General features: G+C 36.8%; 21 protein-coding genes. 14 read left to right on the top strand and 7 right to left on the bottom strand.

From position 1 onward, the window contains the following. Positions 1-6: 6 nt before the first annotated feature. Complete coding sequence (locus ABMA72_RS04820) at positions 7-2,181, bottom strand: OsmC domain/YcaO domain-containing protein (protein ID WP_392856602.1); 2,175 nt, start codon at positions 2,179-2,181, stop codon at positions 7-9. A gap of 185 nt (positions 2,182-2,366) precedes the next feature. On the opposite strand from ABMA72_RS04820, the gene ABMA72_RS04815 reads away from it, so the two are divergent. The 3 genes from ABMA72_RS04815 (at position 2,367) to ABMA72_RS04805 (ending at position 4,205) form a co-directional block, all read left to right on the top strand. Beyond that, positions 2,367-2,822: a hypothetical protein gene (locus ABMA72_RS04815; RefSeq protein WP_393056275.1), complete on the top strand. Its 456-nt coding sequence runs from the start codon at positions 2,367-2,369 to the stop codon at positions 2,820-2,822. A 128-nt stretch (positions 2,823-2,950) separates the two neighbouring features. Further along, positions 2,951-3,544, top strand: a complete 594-nt coding sequence (locus tag ABMA72_RS04810; RefSeq protein WP_393056273.1) for an OmpW family protein — start codon at positions 2,951-2,953, stop codon at positions 3,542-3,544. 94 nt (positions 3,545-3,638) lie between these two features. Further along, the gene (locus tag ABMA72_RS04805; protein WP_392856598.1) at positions 3,639-4,205 is read left to right on the top strand and encodes a GNAT family N-acetyltransferase; all 567 of its coding nucleotides are present in this window, start codon (positions 3,639-3,641) and stop codon (positions 4,203-4,205) included. Here the strand turns inward: ABMA72_RS04805 and ABMA72_RS04800 are convergent. Both ABMA72_RS04800 and ABMA72_RS04795 read right to left on the bottom strand, forming a co-directional pair. Beyond that, positions 4,202-5,149, bottom strand: a complete 948-nt coding sequence (locus tag ABMA72_RS04800; protein WP_392856596.1) for a hypothetical protein — start codon at positions 5,147-5,149, stop codon at positions 4,202-4,204. The two genes, ABMA72_RS04805 and ABMA72_RS04800, sit on opposite strands and share 4 nt — an antisense overlap. Before the next feature lie 99 nt (positions 5,150-5,248). Next, positions 5,249-6,403 (bottom strand): phosphatase PAP2 family protein, encoded by a 1,155-nt coding sequence (locus ABMA72_RS04795; protein ID WP_392856595.1) that lies wholly within the window; start codon positions 6,401-6,403, stop codon positions 5,249-5,251. Positions 6,404-6,587: 184 nt separating this feature from the next. Between ABMA72_RS04795 and ABMA72_RS04790 the strand changes: the two genes are divergently transcribed. From ABMA72_RS04790 to ABMA72_RS04750, 9 genes are all read left to right on the top strand, one after another. Continuing rightward, a complete protein-coding gene (locus ABMA72_RS04790; protein WP_392856594.1) occupies positions 6,588-6,914 on the top strand; it encodes a hypothetical protein in 327 nt (108 codons plus the stop codon). Positions 6,915-7,012: 98 nt separating this feature from the next. Next, the gene (locus ABMA72_RS04785) at positions 7,013-7,849 is read left to right on the top strand and encodes a LysR family transcriptional regulator (protein WP_392907118.1); all 837 of its coding nucleotides are present in this window, start codon (positions 7,013-7,015) and stop codon (positions 7,847-7,849) included. 79 nt (positions 7,850-7,928) lie between these two features. Continuing rightward, positions 7,929-8,531 carry a DUF899 family protein gene (locus ABMA72_RS04780; RefSeq protein ID WP_392856589.1) on the top strand — a complete coding sequence of 201 codons (603 nt, stop codon included), beginning with the start codon at positions 7,929-7,931 and terminating at the stop codon, positions 8,529-8,531. A gap of 62 nt (positions 8,532-8,593) precedes the next feature. Then, a complete protein-coding gene (locus tag ABMA72_RS04775; RefSeq protein ID WP_393056271.1) occupies positions 8,594-10,000 on the top strand; it encodes a sensor histidine kinase in 1,407 nt (468 codons plus the stop codon). 118 nt (positions 10,001-10,118) lie between these two features. Then, the gene (locus ABMA72_RS04770) at positions 10,119-11,522 is read left to right on the top strand and encodes a sensor histidine kinase (protein ID WP_393056269.1); all 1,404 of its coding nucleotides are present in this window, start codon (positions 10,119-10,121) and stop codon (positions 11,520-11,522) included. 91 nt (positions 11,523-11,613) lie between these two features. After that, entirely contained in the window at positions 11,614-12,057 is a 444-nt protein-coding gene (locus ABMA72_RS04765) for a hypothetical protein (RefSeq protein ID WP_392856584.1), read from the top strand. 79 nt (positions 12,058-12,136) lie between these two features. Beyond that, positions 12,137-13,657: a S8 family serine peptidase gene (locus ABMA72_RS04760; protein WP_393056268.1), complete on the top strand. Its 1,521-nt coding sequence runs from the start codon at positions 12,137-12,139 to the stop codon at positions 13,655-13,657. Between the two features lie 61 nt (positions 13,658-13,718). Then, positions 13,719-15,113 carry a sensor histidine kinase gene (locus ABMA72_RS04755; RefSeq protein ID WP_393056266.1) on the top strand — a complete coding sequence of 465 codons (1,395 nt, stop codon included), beginning with the start codon at positions 13,719-13,721 and terminating at the stop codon, positions 15,111-15,113. Between the two features lie 86 nt (positions 15,114-15,199). Beyond that, complete coding sequence (locus ABMA72_RS04750; RefSeq protein ID WP_392856581.1) at positions 15,200-15,604, top strand: hypothetical protein; 405 nt, start codon at positions 15,200-15,202, stop codon at positions 15,602-15,604. Here the strand turns inward: ABMA72_RS04750 and ABMA72_RS04745 are convergent. Genes ABMA72_RS04745 through ABMA72_RS04730 form a run of 4 tightly spaced genes read right to left on the bottom strand, consistent with a single transcriptional unit; the run spans position 15,601 to position 19,827 of the window. After that, positions 15,601-16,908 (bottom strand): cryptochrome/photolyase family protein, encoded by a 1,308-nt coding sequence (locus ABMA72_RS04745; RefSeq protein WP_393056264.1) that lies wholly within the window; start codon positions 16,906-16,908, stop codon positions 15,601-15,603. The genes ABMA72_RS04750 and ABMA72_RS04745 overlap by 4 nt on opposite strands. A 1-nt stretch (position 16,909) precedes the next feature. After that, positions 16,910-17,866: a YbgA family protein gene (locus tag ABMA72_RS04740; protein ID WP_393056262.1), complete on the bottom strand. Its 957-nt coding sequence runs from the start codon at positions 17,864-17,866 to the stop codon at positions 16,910-16,912. Between the two features lie 20 nt (positions 17,867-17,886). Beyond that, the gene (locus ABMA72_RS04735) at positions 17,887-18,420 is read right to left on the bottom strand and encodes a lipocalin family protein (protein WP_393056260.1); all 534 of its coding nucleotides are present in this window, start codon (positions 18,418-18,420) and stop codon (positions 17,887-17,889) included. An 18-nt stretch (positions 18,421-18,438) separates the two neighbouring features. Continuing rightward, positions 18,439-19,827, bottom strand: coding sequence for a TIGR01777 family oxidoreductase (locus ABMA72_RS04730; protein WP_393056258.1), 1,389 nt, complete (start codon positions 19,825-19,827; stop codon positions 18,439-18,441). An 82-nt stretch (positions 19,828-19,909) separates the two neighbouring features. On the opposite strand from ABMA72_RS04730, the gene ABMA72_RS04725 reads away from it, so the two are divergent. Further along, entirely contained in the window at positions 19,910-20,815 is a 906-nt protein-coding gene (locus ABMA72_RS04725; RefSeq protein ID WP_393056256.1) for a MerR family transcriptional regulator, read from the top strand. Positions 20,816-20,884: 69 nt separating this feature from the next. Then, positions 20,885-21,226, top strand: a complete 342-nt coding sequence (locus ABMA72_RS04720; protein ID WP_392856571.1) for a hypothetical protein — start codon at positions 20,885-20,887, stop codon at positions 21,224-21,226. The last annotated feature ends 71 nt before the right edge of the window (positions 21,227-21,297 follow it).

Here is a 21,297-nt window from a genome sequence, read left to right as displayed (position 1 = left end):
AAAGATTTATTTTAGAAAGTTGTGGCGTGCTAATTGAAGCTTTTTATAACTTTCAATTAACTTTAAATGCTTATCAATTCCTTCAAGATTCATTCCTGTTGGTGTAAGTCCATCAAAACGATTCTCTCCAGTAATTGTCTTAGTTACTCGCTCCATTAATTCGCTACCATACATACGAGTTAAGTTTTCGCTGTAATCGGTGATTTCTAGATCTTCACCAAGTTCAATATCGAGAGCGATATTAAGTACCTGATAGAAGCGTCTTCTCTCAATCGTATTGTCATTGAATGTTCCAAGCATTTCAACTAGTTCTTTGGCATCTTCAAATTGCTTTAGTGCAAGATAAGTCAGGGCCTTAAGTTCTCCAATTACAAGTTGTCCCCATACGGTACTTTCGTCAAAGGCCACACCGATAAGCTCTGATACTGGCATGTAATTATCCAATGAGCTTTCTTCTAGCTGGCCAACGAGTTCAGACAGGTCTTCTTCATCAAGAGCATGGAGATTCAGTATCGCTTCTCGGTAGTCGAGAGCTTGATTATGATTATCCCAAATTAAATCTTCTGGCTGATAGATTTCAGAATAATTTGGAACGAGAATTCGGCATGCTGCCGCACCCAGTTCATTGTAATCGGCAATATAAACTTCTTTCTCAAGTTGCTTAAGAATATCCATCAAGTAGTTATATTCTTCTTGCGTTGTTCCTGAGAAGTTCCACTCGTTAAATTCATATTGTGGTTTTGCCCCAAAGAACTTCCACGAGATAACACCTGTTGAGTCAATAAAGTGATCAACAATATTATTGTGTTCACGAATTGCAAACTCGTTAAATGTTGGTGGGAAAGTATCATTCATTCCTTCAAAACTTCTTCCTTGCAGAAGTTCTGTTAATGATCTCTCAAGTGCTACTTCAAAACGAGGGTGTGCCCCAAAAGAAGCAAAGACTCCACCGTTTCTTGGGTTCATTAGCGTCACACACATGACAGGAAATCGGCCACCAAGAGAAGCATCTTTAATGACAATTGGAAAGCCAGCTTCTTCAAGTTTTGCAATCCCTTCCATAATTGTTGGGTACTTTTCTAGAACTGCTTTTGGTACATCTGGAAGAGTTATTTCATCGACAATAATTTGTTTCTTTACTGCTCTTTCAAAAATTTCAGAAAGACATTGTACGCGCGCTTCATACTTTGTATTCCCGGCACTCATCCCATTACTTACAAATAGGTTGGCAATAAGGTTTGCCGGGATATAAACCGTTTGACCATCTGATTGACGCTCATAAGGAAGTGCACAAATACCGCGCTCATAATTTCCTGAGTTTGTATCAACTAGGTGAGAAGCTGAAAGCTCACCATCATTATCATAAGCAGCAATTAGGGTATTATCCATTAGACCTTCTGGAAGTGTGTCATCTTCTGGTATTTCAAACCACTTCTCGTTAGGGTAGTGGACAAAGTCTGCATTAGCGATCTCTTCACCAAGATAGTAATCACTATAAAAGTAATTCGTGCTGATACGTTCAAGATATTCACCAAGGGCCGAGGCAAGGGCAGCGTCCTTTGTTGCTCCTTTACCATTCGTAAAACACATTGGAGAGTCTGCATCTCTGATATGAACAGACCAAACATGAGGGACTTGATTACGCCAAGAGGCGATTTCAATCTTTATTCCCAGATCTGCAAGAAGCGAAGTCATATTCTCAATTGTTTCCTCGAGAGAACAGTCCTTTCCTGCAATCATGGTCTTAGCGTCATTTACTTCATATTCAAGTTTGACATCATTTCCTAAGATTTCTTTGGCCTCGATTTTAAAGTCGATTTCATTTTGGATCACACGCTTTACAGTACAGCGGTTCATTGATGCAAGAATTCCCTTCTTATCTTTTTCAGATATTGAAGCTGGAAGTTCTGCATGAATCACAAATGATTGTTTGTAACGATTATCGGGATCCACAATATTTTGCTGACTGATACGAATATCTTCTGTCGGGATATCACGACTATTACAATAGACCTTGGCAAAGTAGGCTGCACACATGGCAGATGATGCTAGGAAATAGTCGTATGGGCCAGGAGCTGTACCGTCACCTTTGTAGCGAACAGGCTGGTCTGAAATGATTTTGAAGTCGTCGAAGCTGGCTTCGATTTTTAAATTGTCGAGGTATTTTACGTTTACTTGCATAGCGCTATAACTACCATAAATAGGTATGTTATGGCCCTATCCTTCTTCAATCCTATAAGAATTACTGCCATTTATGGTGTTGTAAGTATGTGAAAATCAATAAATTTAACTTTCTTAAGTTGTCATTTATTGCCATTCCATGATCTTTATTGCGAAAATACTCGTTCAATTTAAAGGAGAAGTTAATGAAATCTATCATTCTAATGCTGGCAATGCTGCCTTGCCTTGTTTTTGGTTATAACCACCCAGACGCAAAAACACTTATGACTGAATACCAAGAATTTCGTTCGATGGTTTCAACAATGAAGCACGATTACCTAGTAGGTGATTGGTATAAGGCAAAAGACTTTGGTGACACAACTCTTATGTGGAACCTTGGTGATAATCTAACTGATCGTGAAGTTATTCGTTTCTTTAGAAGAAAGGCCGACGGTTCTGTCTTCACTATAACGTATCACCGCTCAGATTATATTGTTGATGGAAGAATTGTTCTTCGTCGTTTTGTTGGGCCAGAGCCAACAGGTTGGATCAACCATACGATCGATTATGAAACAGGTGAGCAGCTAGGTTCTCAAGGCTGGTGGCCAATGTTTGATGATTCAGATCATGCATTCATGCAACAGTGGGGATTCCATTACTAAGAATTAAAAATGAAAGCCTACAAAAGTAGGCTTTTTTTTATTTTTATTTTTATCTCTGATCTGTCTCATAAAAATTTAAAAACTCTTTTGTTATTTTTTTTATATAAAAAAACACATAAGGAGTTTTTGTGAAAAAAACATCAATCATTTCAATTCTATTTTTCTTAATGTTTAATTCTTTTTCATTCGCGCAAGAAAACGCGATGGTGCGTGTAAGAGCGCTTGGTGTAAGCCCTGATGTTAGTGATAGTATCGGTGGTAATATTGCAATTAATAACGAATCAGTACCTGAAGTCGACTTCTCTTACTTCTTCCATCCAAACTTTGCTGTTGAATTAATTCTTGCAACAGCAACTCATGACGTAAATCTAAATGGAACAGGAAGCCTTGGAAGTGTTTCTCTTCTACCTCCAACATTACTTGCTCAGTACCATATGGACTTTGGTATTTTTAAACCATATGTAGGAGCAGGGATCAACTACACAATCTTTTATGGAGAAGTTCCTGGAGACATGGCCTCAACTAAGTACGATGATTCATTTGGATATGCATTACAGCTTGGTACAGATATCAAGGTTGCACAAAATATGTATCTAAACTTTGACGTAAAAAAACTTTACTTACAAACAGATGCAACAGTTGATACTGGATCTGGAGTTGTGAATGCTGAAGTTGATATCGATCCTCTCCTTGTTGGTGTCGGTATTGGTTTTAGATTCTAAGACTCTAAAATGGGGGAGGTTATGTGGCGTAGCCTCCTCTTTAAATCTTGCTTAATTCATTTGCACCCATCCGTATTTCCTGTATCATTTCTCTATGATGGAATTTGAAATTAGAATCCTAGAAGGCAAAGAATTTGATAAATATTATCAAGCACACAAAGAAGAAGTCTTTGAAGAAGACCATAGTTATGTTCTTTGGGACATTCTCTCAGAAGAAGAATTAGCTAATATTAAAAGACTAAAAGAGAATATGGGCAGTCCATATCAACTCTGTCTTGCGGCCTTCGATAAGGATGAGAATTTCATTGGCTGGAGTTGGGGTTTCCAAGAAAATAGTACAACTTATTATATGTGTAACTCGGCCGTTCTTCCTGAGTATCGTCGCCATGGTATTTATGGGGCCATGCTTGATAAGACTCTCGCTATTTTAGAGGCAGAGGGCTTTCAAATGGTTTATTCTCGCCACTGCGCTACCAATAATGCGGTTATTATCCCAAAGCTTAAGGCCGGCTTTCTTATTTCTAAAATGGAAATTGACGATAAATTTGGAGTTCTTATTCATCTTCATCACTACTTTAATGAGAAGAGAAAGAAAGTTATGGATTATCGTGCCGGGCAGGTTAAACCCGACACTGAAATTAAAAAACTTTTTAAGCTCTAGCGAACACAGTAGTAATTCAAGACTTTTGCATTCACTGACCATGGATCACGTACTGGTGAGGGATTCATAAGTCCTGGGTGATATACCTTTCCACCACGAAGTGCCCAGATATTTTGATGAATTGAAACTCCACCGTTCCAATCACCGTAAGCATCAATTGCCTCAAGTTCAGATCCATTAGGAAGTCTTGCATACATATTGTCACAAGCTCGTTCTGCTTGTCTTAATGATGTTACTCTTCCGACTGATCCATTATGAGTTCCAATAATTGTAAGCTTTCTTCCATTCACTCTAAGTGTTGATGGAAATTGAGTTCTTTGAAAGTCCTCAAACATACGTGAAGCAATTTGAGACATCACAACTGAAGGTTGTCCTATTCCCTGATAATTCTTTGTCGATCCATCTGATCCTACAAGAGTAAGAGTTACTTGGATATTTCCTCGACAATTAGGGGCAAATGAATATGAACCATAGGCCATATAATCAACAAGCTCTCCTGCATTATCAGGAATCCATCCAGGTCTTTGACCATTATTGATTGAATTAAAGATATAACGAATATTATTCATTTGGACGAATTCTAGTTTTCTATCAACCACTGGAAAGTCACGATAGTAACCATCAAAATATGCTTTTAATGTATTTTCGAGCGTCACATCAAGATACTTATGTTGAGTGGCAAGTCTTACGTTCTTGTCGTATAAGGCATCGAAAGTAACAAGCATTTGTAAGGCCTCGCTTCCTTTTGCTCCTGATTGCATAAGCTCTGATGCTAAACCTGTCATCTCACTCATATACTCTGAGCGAGTTTGCGAGTAGGCTTGCTTATAGGCGCAAAGATCCGCTCCTCTTACAAAGGGGATTGATGACCAGATACGGGCCGCTTGAGCTTGAGCGCTAATACCAATAAGAGCTAATAGAGCTAGGGATTTCAACTTCTTCATAATATCTCCAAGTTGCCTGATTATAGGGGGATATCGAAATTTATCATAGTTAGTCGATAAAATTTATACGTATAAAGGCCAGCTTTGCTGGCCCGGGTTTTAGTTTTGTGATCTTAAGTAAGCTTCATAGATACAAGCACGGATTTTCTCTTTTCCTTCAGGCATCTTTTTACACTGAAATTCTCCCTGCGAGTTCTTTCTCTTAGGAGTCCATTCAAAATTAACCATGAATGTTCCTGATTCAGCATTCCAGCTTGGAAAAACCATTAGTCCACCTTCGCTATCATCACTTTCGTGCATTCTGATAACAAGCTTTGTGATGAGGTGACCTGCGATAGCACCTGCAAATACGTCAGATAACCAGTGCTTTCTGTCGTGTAGACGTCCATATGAAGTTAGGGCCGCAACACCATAGGCAAGGTATGGGACGACTTTATTGTCTTTGTAGATTTCAGCAAATACAGTTGCAAATGACCATGCTCCTGAAGAGTGGCCTGAGAAGAATGATTTTCCTTCCGTTCCAAATGCATACGCTCCAAGATCTTTATTTGGTCTTTGACGGCCAAAAGTTTTCTTAAAGCCTTCCGTTACAATTTGTGTCGCAATTTGAGATGTGACAACATAGAGACCTGCTTTTTTAAGCTTTCCATCTTCAAGGACTACTCCCATGAAGTAAGAACCTGCAGCAGCACCTCCCATAATGAGACGCTCGTGATTATTAGTTGGGTATACTAGTTTTTCAGTAAAGCCATTCTTATGATCTTGAATGAAGTCCATTGTTTCTTCATCAGAAGCAAACATAACAAGTCCAAGAGAAGTGGAAGCGGCAAGCATAAGTGCTTCTTTATCGCTTAGACCTAGAGGAATAAAGTAACCCTTCTTATTATCACTAGGATCATACTTTCTTAGGAATTCAGAGAATTCTTTTGGGTTCATTCCACCACGAATGGTTTCATTACCAATACGCCCTTTGATACCTTCCATATCATCAATGCGTTTTTGTTCTTCATCACTACAGCCTTGAATAGTATTCTTACAGCTATAGATTTCATCTAGCATCCTCTTTGCTTGAGAGCGCATATCAATTTGACTTTCATCTACGGATACACAGCCTTCATAGCGCCACTCACAATTATGTTGGAGAGGATTAAAAGACTCCTGTTGCCAGAAGTAGTTATTCTCTTGTGCAAAAGCACTCGATACGAGAGTTGATAAAATTATACCTTTAGTTACGATCTTTCTTATATTTTTCATGCGTGCAATATAGCTTAGTGGTGAAATAAGTGGTGATAAGTGTAAATAATCATGAGGGAGTCAAAAAAGTAGACACTATAAGTATCTAAAATATTTAGAAGAATAAATTACATACCTACGAATACTCGTAGACGTTTAAATAGAAAAATTGTTATTTAGACAAAAAACCTATGAGGAGAATAAGATGAAAAAATTATTAATGGTAGCGATGCTATCACTTACTTCAGTTGCAGCACCTGTTTCAAACTCAGTAATTGCACAAGCAAAGAAAGCTGTTGAAAAAACTGCAAAAGCATATTTTGGTCCAAAAACTTACGTATACTACTCAAATAGTAGTGCAGAAGATAAAGAAGTCTTCTTCAATGTCCTATGGTCAGAAGAGACGACTGATGTTTACTATGATGAAGGTGAGCAAATTTATGTTCCTGTAAAAACAGATTGCGAGCAGGAAATGGTTTACCTAGTGGACTCAAAAAAAGTTCTACTTACTCAAAACGCTTATTGCTACTAAAAATTTAAAGGGAGCTTCATGCTCCCTTTTTTTACATGTAATAATGAAAGAGTATGGATGCTGTTTTGAAATATCATAATGATATGGTATGAAATGGCATGAATATAAATCTCAACTATATTGAAGTCTTTTGCCATCTCGGGCAGAACTTAAATTTTTCGCAAACGGCAAGAGAGCTTAATACTTCTCAGCCTGCGATTTCTCGTAAGATCAAGCTCTTAGAAGATGAGCTAGGCTATGAGCTATTTGTTCGATCAAATAAAACAACTTCTTTAACAGTTAAAGGTCAGGCTTTCCTCGATCAAGTTCTTCCAAGCTTTAATACAATAAGTGGGGCTATTCAAAATAAAGCACAAAGAATTGATTTGAAGGTAGGAAGTATTTTTGAAGCCGGAGAGAAGTTTTTACTGCCGGCCTTAAATGTATTACACGATAGGGAGAATATTGGTCATTTTGACTTACACTTTGACTCTGCCATTAACCTGATTGAAAAGCTACAAGCAGGTGAATTAGATATTATTATGACCCATGTTATTCCGACGCAAAAAAGCTTGGCCGCCTTTGAAGTCTGTCGTGATGGGACATACTTAGTTGGCCCTCTAAATGAAGATAGCAAGCAAAAAAGAAAGCTTGTTACTTATCGTAAAGAAGATCTCTATACCGAAAATTTTTTGTCTCGTTCTTTAGGAAAGAGTTGGCGATCAAAATTTGAAGCAGTCGGCTGTGTAAACTCTCACAAGGCAATGCTGACTCTTTGTGAAGTTGGTGGTCTTTTTTGTGTTGTTCCCTCATCAAGCTTTAATGAATCTAAAAAGCTAAAGATCTATAAGAAGAAAGAAAGTAGTCATGGTATCTATATTTGTGTCAGGCAAAATTATCTTGAAAATAGAGATACAAAAAAGCTTATTACAGAACTAATCAATTGTTTAAAATAGATTTCCAATTCTTTACCTTTTCGTAAATTGACGGCCCCGTATCCACAAACGAATATATCTTCATTCGATTGGAGTTTATATGGGAAATGTTTCAGCACTAAAAGAAGCAGAAAAAGAGCTATTTGAGTTAACTCAAAAGGTTGCAGCTTTGCGTAAAGATCAACCAGCTCAAGAAGTAAAAGATTACACTTTTCGAAGCACAACTGGTGCCGTGAATTTATATGATCTTTTTGGGGATAAAGATCAACTTATTATGATTCATAATATGGGACAAGCATGCCGTTATTGCACGTTGTGGGGAGATGGAATTAACGGCCTTGTTTCTCATATTGAGAGTGTGTGTTCGTTGGTTTTGGTTTCTAAGGATGATCCAGAAATTCAACGTCGCTTTGCAAATGAGAGAGGGTGGCGCTTTAATATATTATCTCATGGGGGAGGAGATTATATAAAAGAACAAAGCGTCGTTGCGGGTGAGGTGAATATGCCTGGAATTGTCTGTTATCAAAAAGTTGGCACTAAGGTCTATCGAAAGAATTCTGCGGTTTTCGGTCCTGGGGATGAATTTTGTTCAATGTGGAATATTCTAACATTGGCCGGAGTCTCTTCAAGTGACTGGACTCCGCAGTATAGTTATTGGAAGCGTCCTGAACACATGGATGATGGGGGTGAGAATCTACAGTAATTCTTGAATGTTTGATACGTAAGGTACATAATATTTGTGTATTCTGCTAAGAGGGAGATGGCGTGAGCCTTGATATCTATATTCATATTACACGTTATCTTACGATATTTTTCTTGGCCTTCTTCACTTATCAATTCTTTTCAGGACTGGTTAGCTCTTACACTATTAAGGAACGTTCTAGTCTTTGGTACACGCAGATGTGTCTCTTCTCTGCTATGTACTGTCTATTCTTCACTATAAATACTCATGTTACAGATATTAAGACGTCAAATGCCATTTTAAATCTCTTGTGGATTTTTGCATTTATCGCTTTCTATTGTTATATGCATGCAATTGAAGCATTCTTGGGCAAGAGCTTACGATTTTTAAAGATTCCAAAAGTTGTTATTTTAGTCCTTACTATTGTTCAACTCATTTCTTTGGGATCTTATATCATCTTTGATAATAGCTTTATCTTTACAGGCCAGAGCATTGTAAATGAGTCATTCTTTTATCAGTCGGCCCAGATTGCAATGTCTCCGAATATCTTTGGACAAATTGTCGGCAGCCTAGGTGCCCTTTCTGTTTTCTTTGCAAGTGCTGTTATTTGGAAAGAGTTAGAGAAGTCGAACTCGAAAGAATACTTATTAAAAATAGGGATTGTCTTAACGATTTTATCAGTAATTAATGACACATGCTTAAGTCTAGAGGTTTCAGGGGCCCTCATTCCAATCTATTATTTAGCAAATGCTTTTGAAGCCGTTAGATTTAACTTCTTTTATCGAAAGCTAGCCTTTGAAAAATTATTTAATCTTGAAAATGAAGTCATTAGGCTCTCCAAGGTCGCCCAATTTGGTTTCGCTGCTGCAAGTATTGCTCATGATATAAAGAATCATATCTTTGTTATCAAGGTAAAGATTAGCTCGCTTCTTCGAAATAAAATCGAAGATAAGCAGAGGGCCTATGAGGAAATCTTAAAACACAATGATAAGCTTCTTGAGATAACTGATCTCTATATGAATATTTTTAAAAATAATATTGCCTCAAAGAAAGAGGACTATTCTAGTTTAGAAATTATTCAAGAAATTGAAGAATTAGTGTCTCCTAAGTTTGAGGCCACCAATGTGAAGCTTGAAATTGTGGCCGATGAATTTACTATTCACTGTAATAAAACAGAGATAGTCATCTCTGTGGTTAATCTCATCAGAAATGCTCTCGAAGCTGTTCAAGGTCATGATGGTACAAATAAATGGGTGAAGCTTATCTTTAAAGGGCATGATAAATCTATTCATGTCGTTGATAGTGGAGGTGGAATCGAGCCTCGTACTGCTGAGCATATTTTTGAATTTGGCTTCACCTATAATAAGGAGAGCAGTGGCCATGGAATTGGGCTTGCCATTACTAAGGAGCTTTTAAGTCGCTCCGGCTTTAATTTGTGGCTAAATGATAAATCACCCAATACAACCTTTACGATTGATCTGAGTGAATAAATCTATTGTAAGTGGTTAATATCCTTAGTGCTTTTCAAGTTCTTTTTGTTATTCTGATAAATTGTATTTTGATAGCAACTATACTAAGAAGTAAGTCATTAATTTTTGAGGAACGTTTGTGGAACTTGACTTATATATATCATTTACAAGATATTTAACGACTTTTGTTTTTTCATTCTTCGTTTATCAATTCTTTGCGAGTCTAACGAATTATTATCAGATAAGAGATCGAAATATACTCTGGCCGGCAGCAATGTGTTTATCAACGGCCTGCTATTGCTTTGTCTTTGCCTTTAACACTCATTTTATAAATCAAAAGCTCTCTGACTTTATTTTAATTATATTTTGGATTTGTGCATATAGTTCCTTCTACTGTTATTTGCGAACGGTTGAAGTTTATTTTGGTCACAAGGTTAGAGGACTTTCATTTGCTAAGTTGTACTGTTTAAGCTTTGTTTCTATCCTTCTAGTATGCTCCTTTTCTACGACTCTCTTTGACTATAACTTTCTCTTTGATAATCATCATTACATAAAAGATAATCTCTTTGCCAAAACAATGCATTTTAATGTCTCTCCTAATCTTTTAGGAAAACTCCTGGGAGGACTTGGTGCTATTGTCGTTTTCTACTCGTGTACGATGATTTGGCTTGAATTAAATCGCTTAAGAAAGCGAGAACTCTTCCTACGAATAGGTATTGTAGTAAGCTTTCTTGTGGTCTTAAATGATTCTCTTCTTGGGCTTGAGGTAACAGGTGCGATCTTGCCACTATACTACTTTGGAAATGCTTTTGAGGCAGTAAGGTTCAATGTCTATTATCGCCATCTTAGTTATCGAAAAGTGTACAACCTTGAAAGCGAGGTTATTCGACTTTCTAAAATTGCGCAATTTGGCTTTGCTGCGGCCAGTATTGCTCATGATATCAAAAATCATATTTTCATCATAAAAACATCTGTTGAAAGGCTGATTAAAAAGAGACCAATGGATATTGAAAAAACCTACTTATCAATTGATAAGCACACCAACAAAGTCACTGAAATTACAGATCTCTACATGAATGTTTTTAAGAAAAATACGAATAATGAGAAAGCTCTGACATCGATTAATGTCGTTATTGAAGAAGCTCTAGAGTTGGTGAAGGAAAAGTTTGAAAAAGCACAGGTGGAATTAACCGTAGAAGTTGAAGACTTTGAATTGAGTTGTAATCAGACGGAAGTGACAATTTGCTTGGTTAATATCCTAAAAAATGCATTGGAGGAAGTTTCAAATGAAGGAAAATACACATCTCCCTGGGTTAAGCTTAAATCAGTCTCTAAAGAGAGGAAGCTATCGATTATTGATTGTGGAAGTGGGATACAGAATGTCAGTAAACGAGAGCTATTTAAATTAGGTTATACAACTAAGAATAACGATGGTGGCCATGGGATTGGACTTGCTATCACTAAGGAATTACTAGGACGGGCCGGATTTGAGCTGGATTTGGACCGAAATATGCCCAATACAACCTTTATCATAAACTTTTGACAGGTAGGTTAATATTACATATTAAGCTGATTAAATTTTATTTCTTCGGTATAAGACTCTCTATAAAACATTAAAATCGAAGGAGAATCATATGAAATTACTATCTTTAGCAGTCTTAATTGCACTTTCTGCAAACGTATCAGCAAACTCTAATCTAGATAACTTCGTTTCAGATTTAAATGACCTAAATGGTAAATCTGGAAAGGTTATGATGAATGGTGAAGAAAGAGGTAATTGTACTGTTCTTGTTGAGAGTGATAGTGACGCTGTAAGAGTAGAGTTTGATACTCCTGAGTTATATGCAAATCCAGTTTCTGTTGCTCTTCTTGATCGCGCAGAACTTTTAGATAATGATACACTTTTAGTTTCAACAAACTCTAATCGTCCAGGTGGTGATGCTTGTGGTGATTTCGGTGGAGCTTCTAATTACAAAGAGAAAATTATTATCGATGCAAATTCTGTTTCAATTGATATTAGCTACCGTTGTTTTCTATTTAAGAAGAATGAAATTAACTACACTTGTGAGCTAAACTAAGAAGTGTCTAAATTTTAAACTTAGACATAGAATTTTCAAAGTTCAAATATAAAATTCAAAATTAAGATATAAAGGGATTATGAAAATAATCCCTTTTTTTATTTCCCTTGTTTCAGTTACAAATATTTTAGCAACAGAGTCATGCACTCTTGATGGTAATGTCAAAACATGTATTGACGGTACTAAGAAAAGTATTTCTAAATACTTTGAAAAGAATAATAAAATTTCATCCGAAGAATTCTTTTTAAATAATAGACTGATAAAGCAAAACTTCTACACGATAGAAGGAGAACAGATCTCAAGAGTTACTTATGAGTACAAAAGTGACTCCACTTTTTATAAGACGGTATTTAACACTCAAAATAATCACGTCCAATCTAAGGTTTTAATTCAAAAAATCGGTGAACAAGAAATTGTCCTTAAAGAGTATGGATTTGATAAGAGAACTCATATTTTAGAAAATATCGATACAATTTCTGATGACTTAATTGTTGAAAGAAAAGTGATTAACCCTGATGGAGAGGACTTTAAATATAAGTTTATCTATGATGATAAACGCATTATCGGTTTTGATGTCTTCAATAATAATGACGTCAAGATTGGTGATTATATTCAGAATGAAATAGGAGAGGTCGCTGGCGGGCCTCGTGATGCAACTGTTAAGATAGCTGTTATTGACTCTGGCTTTGATCATAATCACCAAGATATTCAAGACCATATCCTCATCAACTCCATTGAATCTTTTAATAAAGAGGATAATGATGGTGACGGCTTTGTCGACAATATTCTAGGTGTCCACTTTGATGGAGACAGCGATATCAAATTTATGAATCCTTTTTCTGGTTTCCTTCCTCGTACAGGAGGTGCATCAAGTCAGAAGGCCGGTATTTATGGTATTCCTTTTGAGACGATTAAAGCAAAGGGGACAACTGGCCCAATTACTTCTCACGGAACACATGTCTCTTCAATTGCTCTAAAAGGACTTAAATCAGCTTCACTTCTTGCATTTGCTGGAGACTTCGGAGAGTCGAAGTATTTGGATATGATTTCTAAAAAACTACAAAATTCAGAAGTTGATTTTGTGAATATGAGTTTTTCTTTTCCTCATCAATCCCTAGGACTTGTGGATCGTAAGACTTATCGCAGCCTTCAAAATATGTTTTTAAATAACCCTAATGTGGTCTTCTTTGTTGCCGCAGGAAATGATGGGCGTTTCTTAAATGGTAGTCGTGATTGTATGTACCCAGCTTGTTACTCTTATCCAAATGTTGTGGCGATTGGAGCAACAACTGATAGTGAGTGGCGTCGTGATGAAAATTATGAGATGGCCGACTTTTCAAATTATAGCTCTAACTATGTTGACTTCTTTGCCCCTGGTACAAAAGTTGAGGCCGCTCTTCTTGGAGATATGAATATTCGTCATTCTGGAACCTCGATGGCATCACCAATGGCACTTAATATGGCAGCTCATCTGAAGGAACAAAATCCGAATATGAGCGCTTTAGAAATTGTCGATTTAATGAAGAAACAGAGTATTAAGAAGAACTCAATTGAGTCAAAATTTGGTGTGATAAGACCTTTACCAACTGTCTTGAGATAATTTTAATAAATTCGGGTATTTTTAGGTGTTTTAATTATTTTAAATATAGTATATTTAATTTATGAGCATCGAAGAATACAAGGTACTTACTAGATATGTAACGACCTTCGCATTTGCGTTTTTCTTGTACCAAGCTTCGATAGGGGTTTATACCTCTAGGAAGTTGCTTAGTCGCAAGGTCTTCTGGCATATCGCTATGTGCTTAAGTGCGGGCTCATACGCCATCTTAATTGCTTTTAATACTCATATTACAGATATCAAGCTTTCAAACTTCCTACTTCTTACCTATTGGTTTTTCGCATACTTTACTTACTATTGTTATATCAAGGCAATCGAAGGTTTCTTTGGCCATGATATAAAGCTCTTAAAACCAGCTAAGGTTTTCTGTATTGGTCATTCTATCTTCCAGGTCGTTGGAGGCTTCCTCTACCTTCTCACTGATATTGACCTTATGTTTATTCCTCGCGCAACTCCACCAGCAACTCTTTTTACTCAGGCCTTAAATTTAACAATATACCCAAGCAATTTAGTTGTTGTTGTTGGACTCTTCGGAATTATTACAATTCTTTATACAACGGTTGTCATTTGGAACGAGCTTAATAAGAGAGAAGGCAAGGAGTATCTTTTCAAGGCAGGTATTCTTCTCACATTATTTGTGTCTTGCTGGGATACGATGATTGGAACAGAAACAATTGGTTACCTTGTGCCGATCTATTATCTTGGTTATGTATTTGAATCGATGCGTTTTAATATGTACTACCAGGACTTGGCCTTTACTAAGATGTATAACCTTGAAAAAGATATGGTTAAGCTTTCAAAGGTCGCCCAATTTGGTTTTGCCTCTGCAAGTATTGCTCACGATATTAGAAATCATCTCTTTGTTCTAAATACGACAAATGATCGACTTGATAAAATGATCGATAAAGATCTTTCTCCTTATACGCAAAAGCTACGTCGCCACATCGGTAAGATTCTTGAGGTAACTGACCTCTATATGAATATCTTTAAAAAGAACTACTCATCTTCAAAACAAAAAATTTCAATTTCTCATATCACACAGGAAGCACTTGAGCTTGTTGGCGACAAGATTGCACGACATAGTGTGAGGGTTGATATTGAAATAGATGACTTTGCTATTGAAGGAAATGAGACTGAGTTAAGTCTTTGCTTGGTTAACTTAATTAAAAACTCTTTAGATGAGATAAAGACAACAGATTCACCTTGGATTAAGGTTGTTACATCTTCCACAGAGCGCTTTATTAAGATCATTGATAGTGGAACAGGTATTCCTATGCAAGTTCAAGAAGGGATTTTTGAATTAGGTGATACAAGAAAGAAAAGCGGTAAGGGCCATGGTGTAGGACTTGCCATTACAAAGCAGATTATTGAACGTTCCGGATATAAGCTATTTATCGACAATGAAAGTGAGAATACTACTTTCGTTATCAATTTTTAGATTTCGTTAAGATTGTATTAATATTTTATTTATTGAGTTTACCATGCTAGAAATTGCCAAGCATATTTAGTATTAGGGAGCTCAATATGAAAAACATTTTAAAAACACTCATATTTGTGAGTGCTGTTTCAGCATTTGCAAATTCACCAAATTCTACTTTTATCGTTACATCGGATTTAAAGCTTGGGGCCATTATTGGTTTTAGTGACTCGAGTTTTAACTACAATGAGAATGATAAAATCAGGGCACGTCTATTTTGTTTTGTAGGCGAAGCAACTCAAGTTTGTCATCAGATCTACCAAGCAGCTAATGACATGAATGGACGCTATTACCAAGGCTCACACGATCGTATCGAAATACTAAGTTGTGTTGAAAATCTTGCTACAGATGAGTATTCAAACGACGAAATCGTTGTGGAATATAAGCTAAGTGATGACTATGGATCAGACTTCAGTGTGACTCGTAATATCGGTCCATGTGTTAGCATTTAACTACAGGCCTTGTAGGCCTTAAGCGTTTCATGGTAAGCAATTTTATGATCAATAATTTCATCTGGGTATTCTGATGTTCCATATTCAGGTACCCATTTCTTTATATATTTAAAGTCAGGATCAAATTTCTTCTGCTGAGTATAAGGGTTAAAAATTCTAAAGTAAGGAGCAGCATCACAGCCTGTTCCAGCAACCCATTGCCAATTGCCATTATTAGAGGCCAGTTCAAAGTCATTAAGCTTACGGGCGAAATATTCCTCTCCCCATCTCCAGTCGATAAGTAAGTCTTTGACAAGAAATGAAGCCGCAATCATGCGAACGCGATTATGCATATGTCCAGTTTCGTTTAGCTCTCGCATTCCTGCATCAACGATAGGGTAGCCGGTTTTTCCTTCACACCACTTCTTAAATAGCTTCTTATTATTGTCCCATTTAATTTGATTATACTTTTCTCTAAATGGCCCATCAACGACATGAGGAAAGTGATACATGATCTGAATAAAGAATTCTCGCCAGATAAGCTCACTTAGCCAAACTTGATTTCTTTTAAAACCAACCTGTGCACACTTTCTTGGAGAAACTGTTCCAAAACGTAGGTGAATGCCTAGCTTAGAAGTTGCATCAAGAGCAGGGATATCACGGTTTTTATCGTAGCTATCAATAACTTTGCCCTTTATCGTTTTAACCTGATCTTTTGCCTTCTCATTATAGAGAAAGCCTAACTTTTCTATGCTTGGGAAATACTTCGCTTTAAATTTGTGAAAGTTATCGAAGTATTTATGTGTCTCAATTGTCGCAATATCTTTGGGAGATAGAGTTGATAGCCATTTATTCTTAAAAGGAGTGTAAACGACATAAGGCTTGCCATCTTCCTTAAGAATGTCATCTTTGGCAAAGATGCAGTGGTCTTTGTAGCGAGAAAACTTTATCTCGTTCTTTTTAAGAATTTGCTCTACCTTATTATCTCTTTTAATTGCATAGGGCTCATAGTCTTCATTAGTAAAGACTTCTTCTATATGATAACTTTTGCATAATTCTTGATATGCATCTTCAGGAGTTGAGTGAAAGACTAAGAGATCGCTCCCCATCTTATTGAGCTCATCTTTAATCTCTTTGATTGCATCATGGATAAAGCTTACTCTCAGGTCATCTTCATCTTTTAATTTAGAAAGAATATTCTTATCAAAAATAAAAATAGGTATGACTGTTTTTTTAGACTGGAGTGCGTAGAGAAGTCCGCGATTATCTTTTAATCTTAGGTCTCTTCTAAACCAAAATATATTAACTTCTTCTTTCTTTTTCATCTTACGCAATATTCTTAAGTAGCTTCAAGTCCTTTGGGTAAGGCCCAAAAATATATTGATCTTGAAGGTAAGTTTTCTTGTGTGTATTTGTGAGAATGTTTAAAAAGGAATTCACTGTTAGATAGTTAGAGATACCATTCTTATAGTCTTCCATCATTTTTATCAGGATATCTTTTTCATGAGAAGTTAGATCTTTTTTAAAGTAACCGAATACATGAAAACAGGCATTGAGGCGATTCTTTCTCGTTGGAAGTATATCTAGTGTTTCCATAAAGAGGTTGAAGTATTTCACATAGACTTCTTTCGCTTCTAGCTTGTCGTGATTTGCCGCAATTGCTCCGAGTAATCTTAAATTATTCTGATTATGCTCCATGATGGAATACTTATACATCTGATGAAAGAGTTGAAGCTCTCGAATTGACCCATCAAGTTCTTGAAATCTTAAATGCGAAAAGATTTTTTTTACAAAATTCTCTCTTAATTCTAGGTTCTTTATTCTTCCACTATCGATATAGGGAAGGGTTGGCATGGCCTCCATGATATATTGAGCATAAAGACCTGTGGACTTTGTGACATAATTTTCATCACTAAGGGTAATTGTTTTTACATTATCAGTTCCACAAGTAGGGGACTTTCTTGTAAATATATGGCCGTTTATTTTTTCATGTGAAATTCGTTCTTGAATCTTTTGATATACTTCATTGGCCTCTTCTGTGAGGTCTTTTTTAGAAAATTTCGACCTTAAGCGAACTTCGTTAGAGTCTTTATCAACTTTGAATAAATGTACTTCTTCTCGTGGAACTCCTAGGCCCATTTCAAATTCGGGGCACACTGGAACAAAGTCTACAAACTTCGAAAGTTCAGAGAAAACCCAGTCTTCACGGCAGTGACCGCCATTGTAGCGAATATTCTCACCTAAAAGACAAGAGCTAATGGCAATTTTTGGTCGCAAAGACATTGGGTTCTCCTTATTAGTGACTAGTGTTTTGTTTTTATTAGTTTAGAAGTATCAAAGTGAAGATCCTTGGCCTTGGCAACTAGCTCAAGGTAGATCTTTTCATCAAGTTCTTTAGTTCTTGATAGAATCCATAGATACTTTCTAGATTTATCTCCAACCATGGCATATTCGTAATTATCACCTAGGTCTAAGATCCAATAATTTCCAGCAAAGATAGGTAGTTTAATTCCACGTAGGAAGAATTGAACCTTAAGCTTTGCATTTGTTTCTTTATCAACAACCCAAGCTCTTGCCTTGGCCGTTTTCAATTCTCCAGATGGAGAGTCTTGGCGACATGTATTTAGAACTTCGATATCTCCATCAGATCTCAGACTGTAATTAGCAGTAACTGCGGCACAACCTTTTTGAAAGCTTTGCTCAAAGCGTGCAATTTCATACCATTTACCAAGGTACTTTTGTAGCTCGACATAATCAACTGTATCCAGGGGGAGTGAAGATCCAGAGAAAGTAAGTGAACTTGATAAAACGGCAATAAGTAACATGAGCTTCTTCATTTTTTCTCCTTTATAATTTTATTCAACATGTTTATTAGTCTCACCAAAAATTTTGTATAATTTTTGGCTACGATAATTAAAAATTTTATTAATATCCTTTCTAACAAAGGCGCCCGCAACGATACTTCCGATCTCACCCATAGGAACTTTGTAAGAAACATTATCAGTCATCAATGTTCCATTGGCGTATTTCTTAAAGCCGTGAGTATGAACCCACTTCTTATATGGCCCTTTAAGCTGTGTATCAGTGAACTCTTTATTGCGATTGAAATTCGAAATCTCAGTCTTCCATTTGAATGGTAAACCATAGAGGCTTAATTTATAGTCAATGATTGTACCGGCCTCAATTTGTTCAGTACTTTTTCCAAGAACTTTAAAGCTAAGTGAGTCGGGTGTGATTGTTTCAAGATTTCTTTCGTCACTAAAGAAGTCAAAAACTTCATCTAATGGATGCTCCACCCATTGTACTTGCTTAAATTCTTGTTCTGGGCCAACGAGGTTTGTAAGTGCGTCTTCCAGATGATCAAATTTGAATTTGTAGCCTTTTTCTAGAAAGTTCTTTGGGTATACATTTTGTCCATCAAGCACAAGTGTGGCCATTTCCCCCAGAGCGATCTTTAATGCAAAACCTGGGGCCGGAAGTAATGTTGGACGTTTCAAAACCTTCCCCATAATTCTCGTAAAATTTGAATTTGAGTGGGCCTTAGGTGCTACTGCATTGAATACATTTTCACCAAAGTCATTTTCCACTAAGAAGCGATAAATCGAAACCATGTCCGCAAGATGAATCCAACTCATCATCTGCTCACCACTTCCTAGTTTTCCTGCCACTCCTAGCTTAAATGGAATAAGCATCTTCTCTAGTGCTCCACCATTTCGGGCAAGGACTATACCTGTTCTTACATGATTGACGATAATTTCTTTATTTTGGATATTAGCTGTTTCTTTCTCCCAAGCAATGCAAGTCTTAGCGAGAAAGTCACTTCCATAATCTGCTTGCTCGTCTAAGACTTGGTCTCCACTTCGATTGCCATAGATTCCGATGGCGCTTGCGCTAATAAACTTCTTAATCTTCAAAGTATTATTTTCATTAATGGTATTCACAAGTAGGCGAGTTGATAGCACACGTGAGTTAATGATCTTTTCTTTTTGCTGTTTCGACCATCTTCTTGCTCCAATATTTTCACCAGCAAGATGAATGATAGTATGAACTGAATCAAATGCGGCCTTATCAACCTGAGCTTTTTCAGGGTCCCAGTAGAAACACTTTATTGGAATATTAAAAGAGGCCTGTGCCTTCTCTGGATTTCGACTCAGCACTCGAATATCTTCATGGCCATGAATGGCCAATTCATGAATTAATTCACGGCCGATAAGCCCTGTTGCACCAGTAATTAGAATTCCCATTAATTACTCCTTGTATAGGTCTTGTATATATAATATAATATACAACAGTTAAACACTTAATTGTAAGATATTGAGGTTAAAAATGAAGCAAAATGTCGCAATTCGAATAATATCAGGTATTTGTAATGTTCAGCCTCACACAATTCGCATGTGGGAGAAGAGATATAATGCTTTTAGCCCAATTCGCGATGAGGCCGGTCAACGTTTGTATGGCCCAGAAGACTTGGCCCGTGCCAAGATGATTGCTTCTCTTATAAAGTCAGGACAAACGATCTCTAAGGTGGCCAAGCTATCACTAGATGAGCTCAAAGAGTTGAGTCTTGCCATTAGTGAGTCAAGCCTGTCGGAAGAAGACAAGGTTGATCAATCGATTGATAAGCTCTTTTCGGCATTAGCTAAATATGAAATTGAAAACGTGAGAAATGAAATAGAGTTTCTAAGGCTAAGTCTTAGTGCCCAAGACTTTATCTTCTCAGTAGTTCTTCCAGTTATGCAAAAGATTGGAAGACTTGTCTTTGAAGGAAGTTACAGCGTTACTCAAGAGCATATTATTTCCACGATCATACGTGATCAAATGAGCCAAATTCGTTTGCCTAATAATGATCTCAACGGTCGCTACGTCCTTGCCACACCGGAGGGAAATCTTCACGAGCTTTCAATTATGATTGCAGATATTCTTTGTCGAACAAGAAGAGTGGGGACGTTCTATCTTGGTGCCGCAAACCCTGCTGAATGCCTAGCTGAGGCCATTAATGCGCTTAATTGCAAAGGACTTATCCTAGGCGCTGTCTCTTCTGATAGTTGGGACTATTTCAAAAGCATCGTGCCTTATCTACAAAAAATTGATGAAAAGCTTGAGCGAAAGATAGAAGTTGTTATCGGTGGAGGTTATCCAATAGAGCTACCAGAATTCAAAAATATCGAGCTGGTATCTATTATTAGTGACTTCCAAACTTTTGATAGCACTTTTCTCGCTAATGCTGCCTAATTAACGCAATATGTTTTGTCATATTATTGTTTGATAGGTAAAACTTCCTCACTTTTATAAGGGGGAAAAATGAAAAACACACTTATGATGCTAGTGGCGCTATTTGTTAGTACACAAGTATTTGCAATCAACGGATCAAATGAATGCCTAAGATTTGAAAATGATGCAGTTAAGGTTGAGGCAATCCAATTCACTGCTGATCTTTTAAATTACGACTCTGTCGAAGCTTTCTGTACAGCAGATCGTCTATGGGACCTTCAGGTTTCACATGCACCAAATTTTTGGCCAGTAGGTGAGGAAGAGGACCATCATGTTAAGCTGATGCTTCACTACGAGTACCATAGCTGTACAATCTACTATAACCAAACTCAAAAGAAGTTAAGCCGTCAACGTTGTTACAACACTTGGTAATCTAGACAACATATTTTCATATACTTAAGGCCTACAATTGTGGGCCTTTTTTGTCATTTTTTTCATGATTA

It is taken from the genome of Halobacteriovorax sp. CON-3 (assembly GCF_043196995.1).
Lineage (GTDB): Bacteria > Bdellovibrionota > Bacteriovoracia > Bacteriovoracales > Bacteriovoracaceae > Halobacteriovorax_A.
The sequence above is the reverse complement of the archived record's forward strand: the minus strand, read 5'-3'. Positions and strand labels throughout refer to the sequence as shown.

Excerpts from the sequence above, each read along its gene's own strand:
- ABMA72_RS04815 (WP_393056275.1), top strand. The coding sequence starts at position 2,367 with ATGAAATCTATCATTCTAATGCTGGCAATGCTGCCTTGCCTTGTTTTT.
- ABMA72_RS04750 (WP_392856581.1), top strand. The coding sequence starts at position 15,200 with ATGAAAAACATTTTAAAAACACTCATATTTGTGAGTGCTGTTTCAGCA.
- ABMA72_RS04760 (WP_393056268.1), top strand. The coding sequence starts at position 12,137 with ATGAAAATAATCCCTTTTTTTATTTCCCTTGTTTCAGTTACAAATATT.
- ABMA72_RS04800 (WP_392856596.1), bottom strand. The coding sequence starts at position 5,149 with ATGAAGAAGTTGAAATCCCTAGCTCTATTAGCTCTTATTGGTATTAGC.
- ABMA72_RS04720 (WP_392856571.1), top strand. The coding sequence starts at position 20,885 with ATGAAAAACACACTTATGATGCTAGTGGCGCTATTTGTTAGTACACAA.
- ABMA72_RS04745 (WP_393056264.1), bottom strand. The coding sequence starts at position 16,908 with ATGAAAAAGAAAGAAGAAGTTAATATATTTTGGTTTAGAAGAGACCTA.
- ABMA72_RS04790 (WP_392856594.1), top strand. The coding sequence starts at position 6,588 with ATGAAAAAATTATTAATGGTAGCGATGCTATCACTTACTTCAGTTGCA.
- ABMA72_RS04785 (WP_392907118.1), top strand. The coding sequence starts at position 7,013 with ATGAATATAAATCTCAACTATATTGAAGTCTTTTGCCATCTCGGGCAG.
- ABMA72_RS04765 (WP_392856584.1), top strand. The coding sequence starts at position 11,614 with ATGAAATTACTATCTTTAGCAGTCTTAATTGCACTTTCTGCAAACGTA.
- ABMA72_RS04755 (WP_393056266.1), top strand. The coding sequence starts at position 13,719 with ATGAGCATCGAAGAATACAAGGTACTTACTAGATATGTAACGACCTTC.
- ABMA72_RS04795 (WP_392856595.1), bottom strand. The coding sequence starts at position 6,403 with ATGAAAAATATAAGAAAGATCGTAACTAAAGGTATAATTTTATCAACT.
- ABMA72_RS04725 (WP_393056256.1), top strand. The coding sequence starts at position 19,910 with ATGAAGCAAAATGTCGCAATTCGAATAATATCAGGTATTTGTAATGTT.
- ABMA72_RS04780 (WP_392856589.1), top strand. The coding sequence starts at position 7,929 with ATGGGAAATGTTTCAGCACTAAAAGAAGCAGAAAAAGAGCTATTTGAG.
- ABMA72_RS04730 (WP_393056258.1), bottom strand. The coding sequence starts at position 19,827 with ATGGGAATTCTAATTACTGGTGCAACAGGGCTTATCGGCCGTGAATTA.
- ABMA72_RS04805 (WP_392856598.1), top strand. The coding sequence starts at position 3,639 with ATGATGGAATTTGAAATTAGAATCCTAGAAGGCAAAGAATTTGATAAA.
- ABMA72_RS04740 (WP_393056262.1), bottom strand. The coding sequence starts at position 17,866 with ATGTCTTTGCGACCAAAAATTGCCATTAGCTCTTGTCTTTTAGGTGAG.
- ABMA72_RS04735 (WP_393056260.1), bottom strand. The coding sequence starts at position 18,420 with ATGAAGAAGCTCATGTTACTTATTGCCGTTTTATCAAGTTCACTTACT.
- ABMA72_RS04820 (WP_392856602.1), bottom strand. The coding sequence starts at position 2,181 with ATGCAAGTAAACGTAAAATACCTCGACAATTTAAAAATCGAAGCCAGC.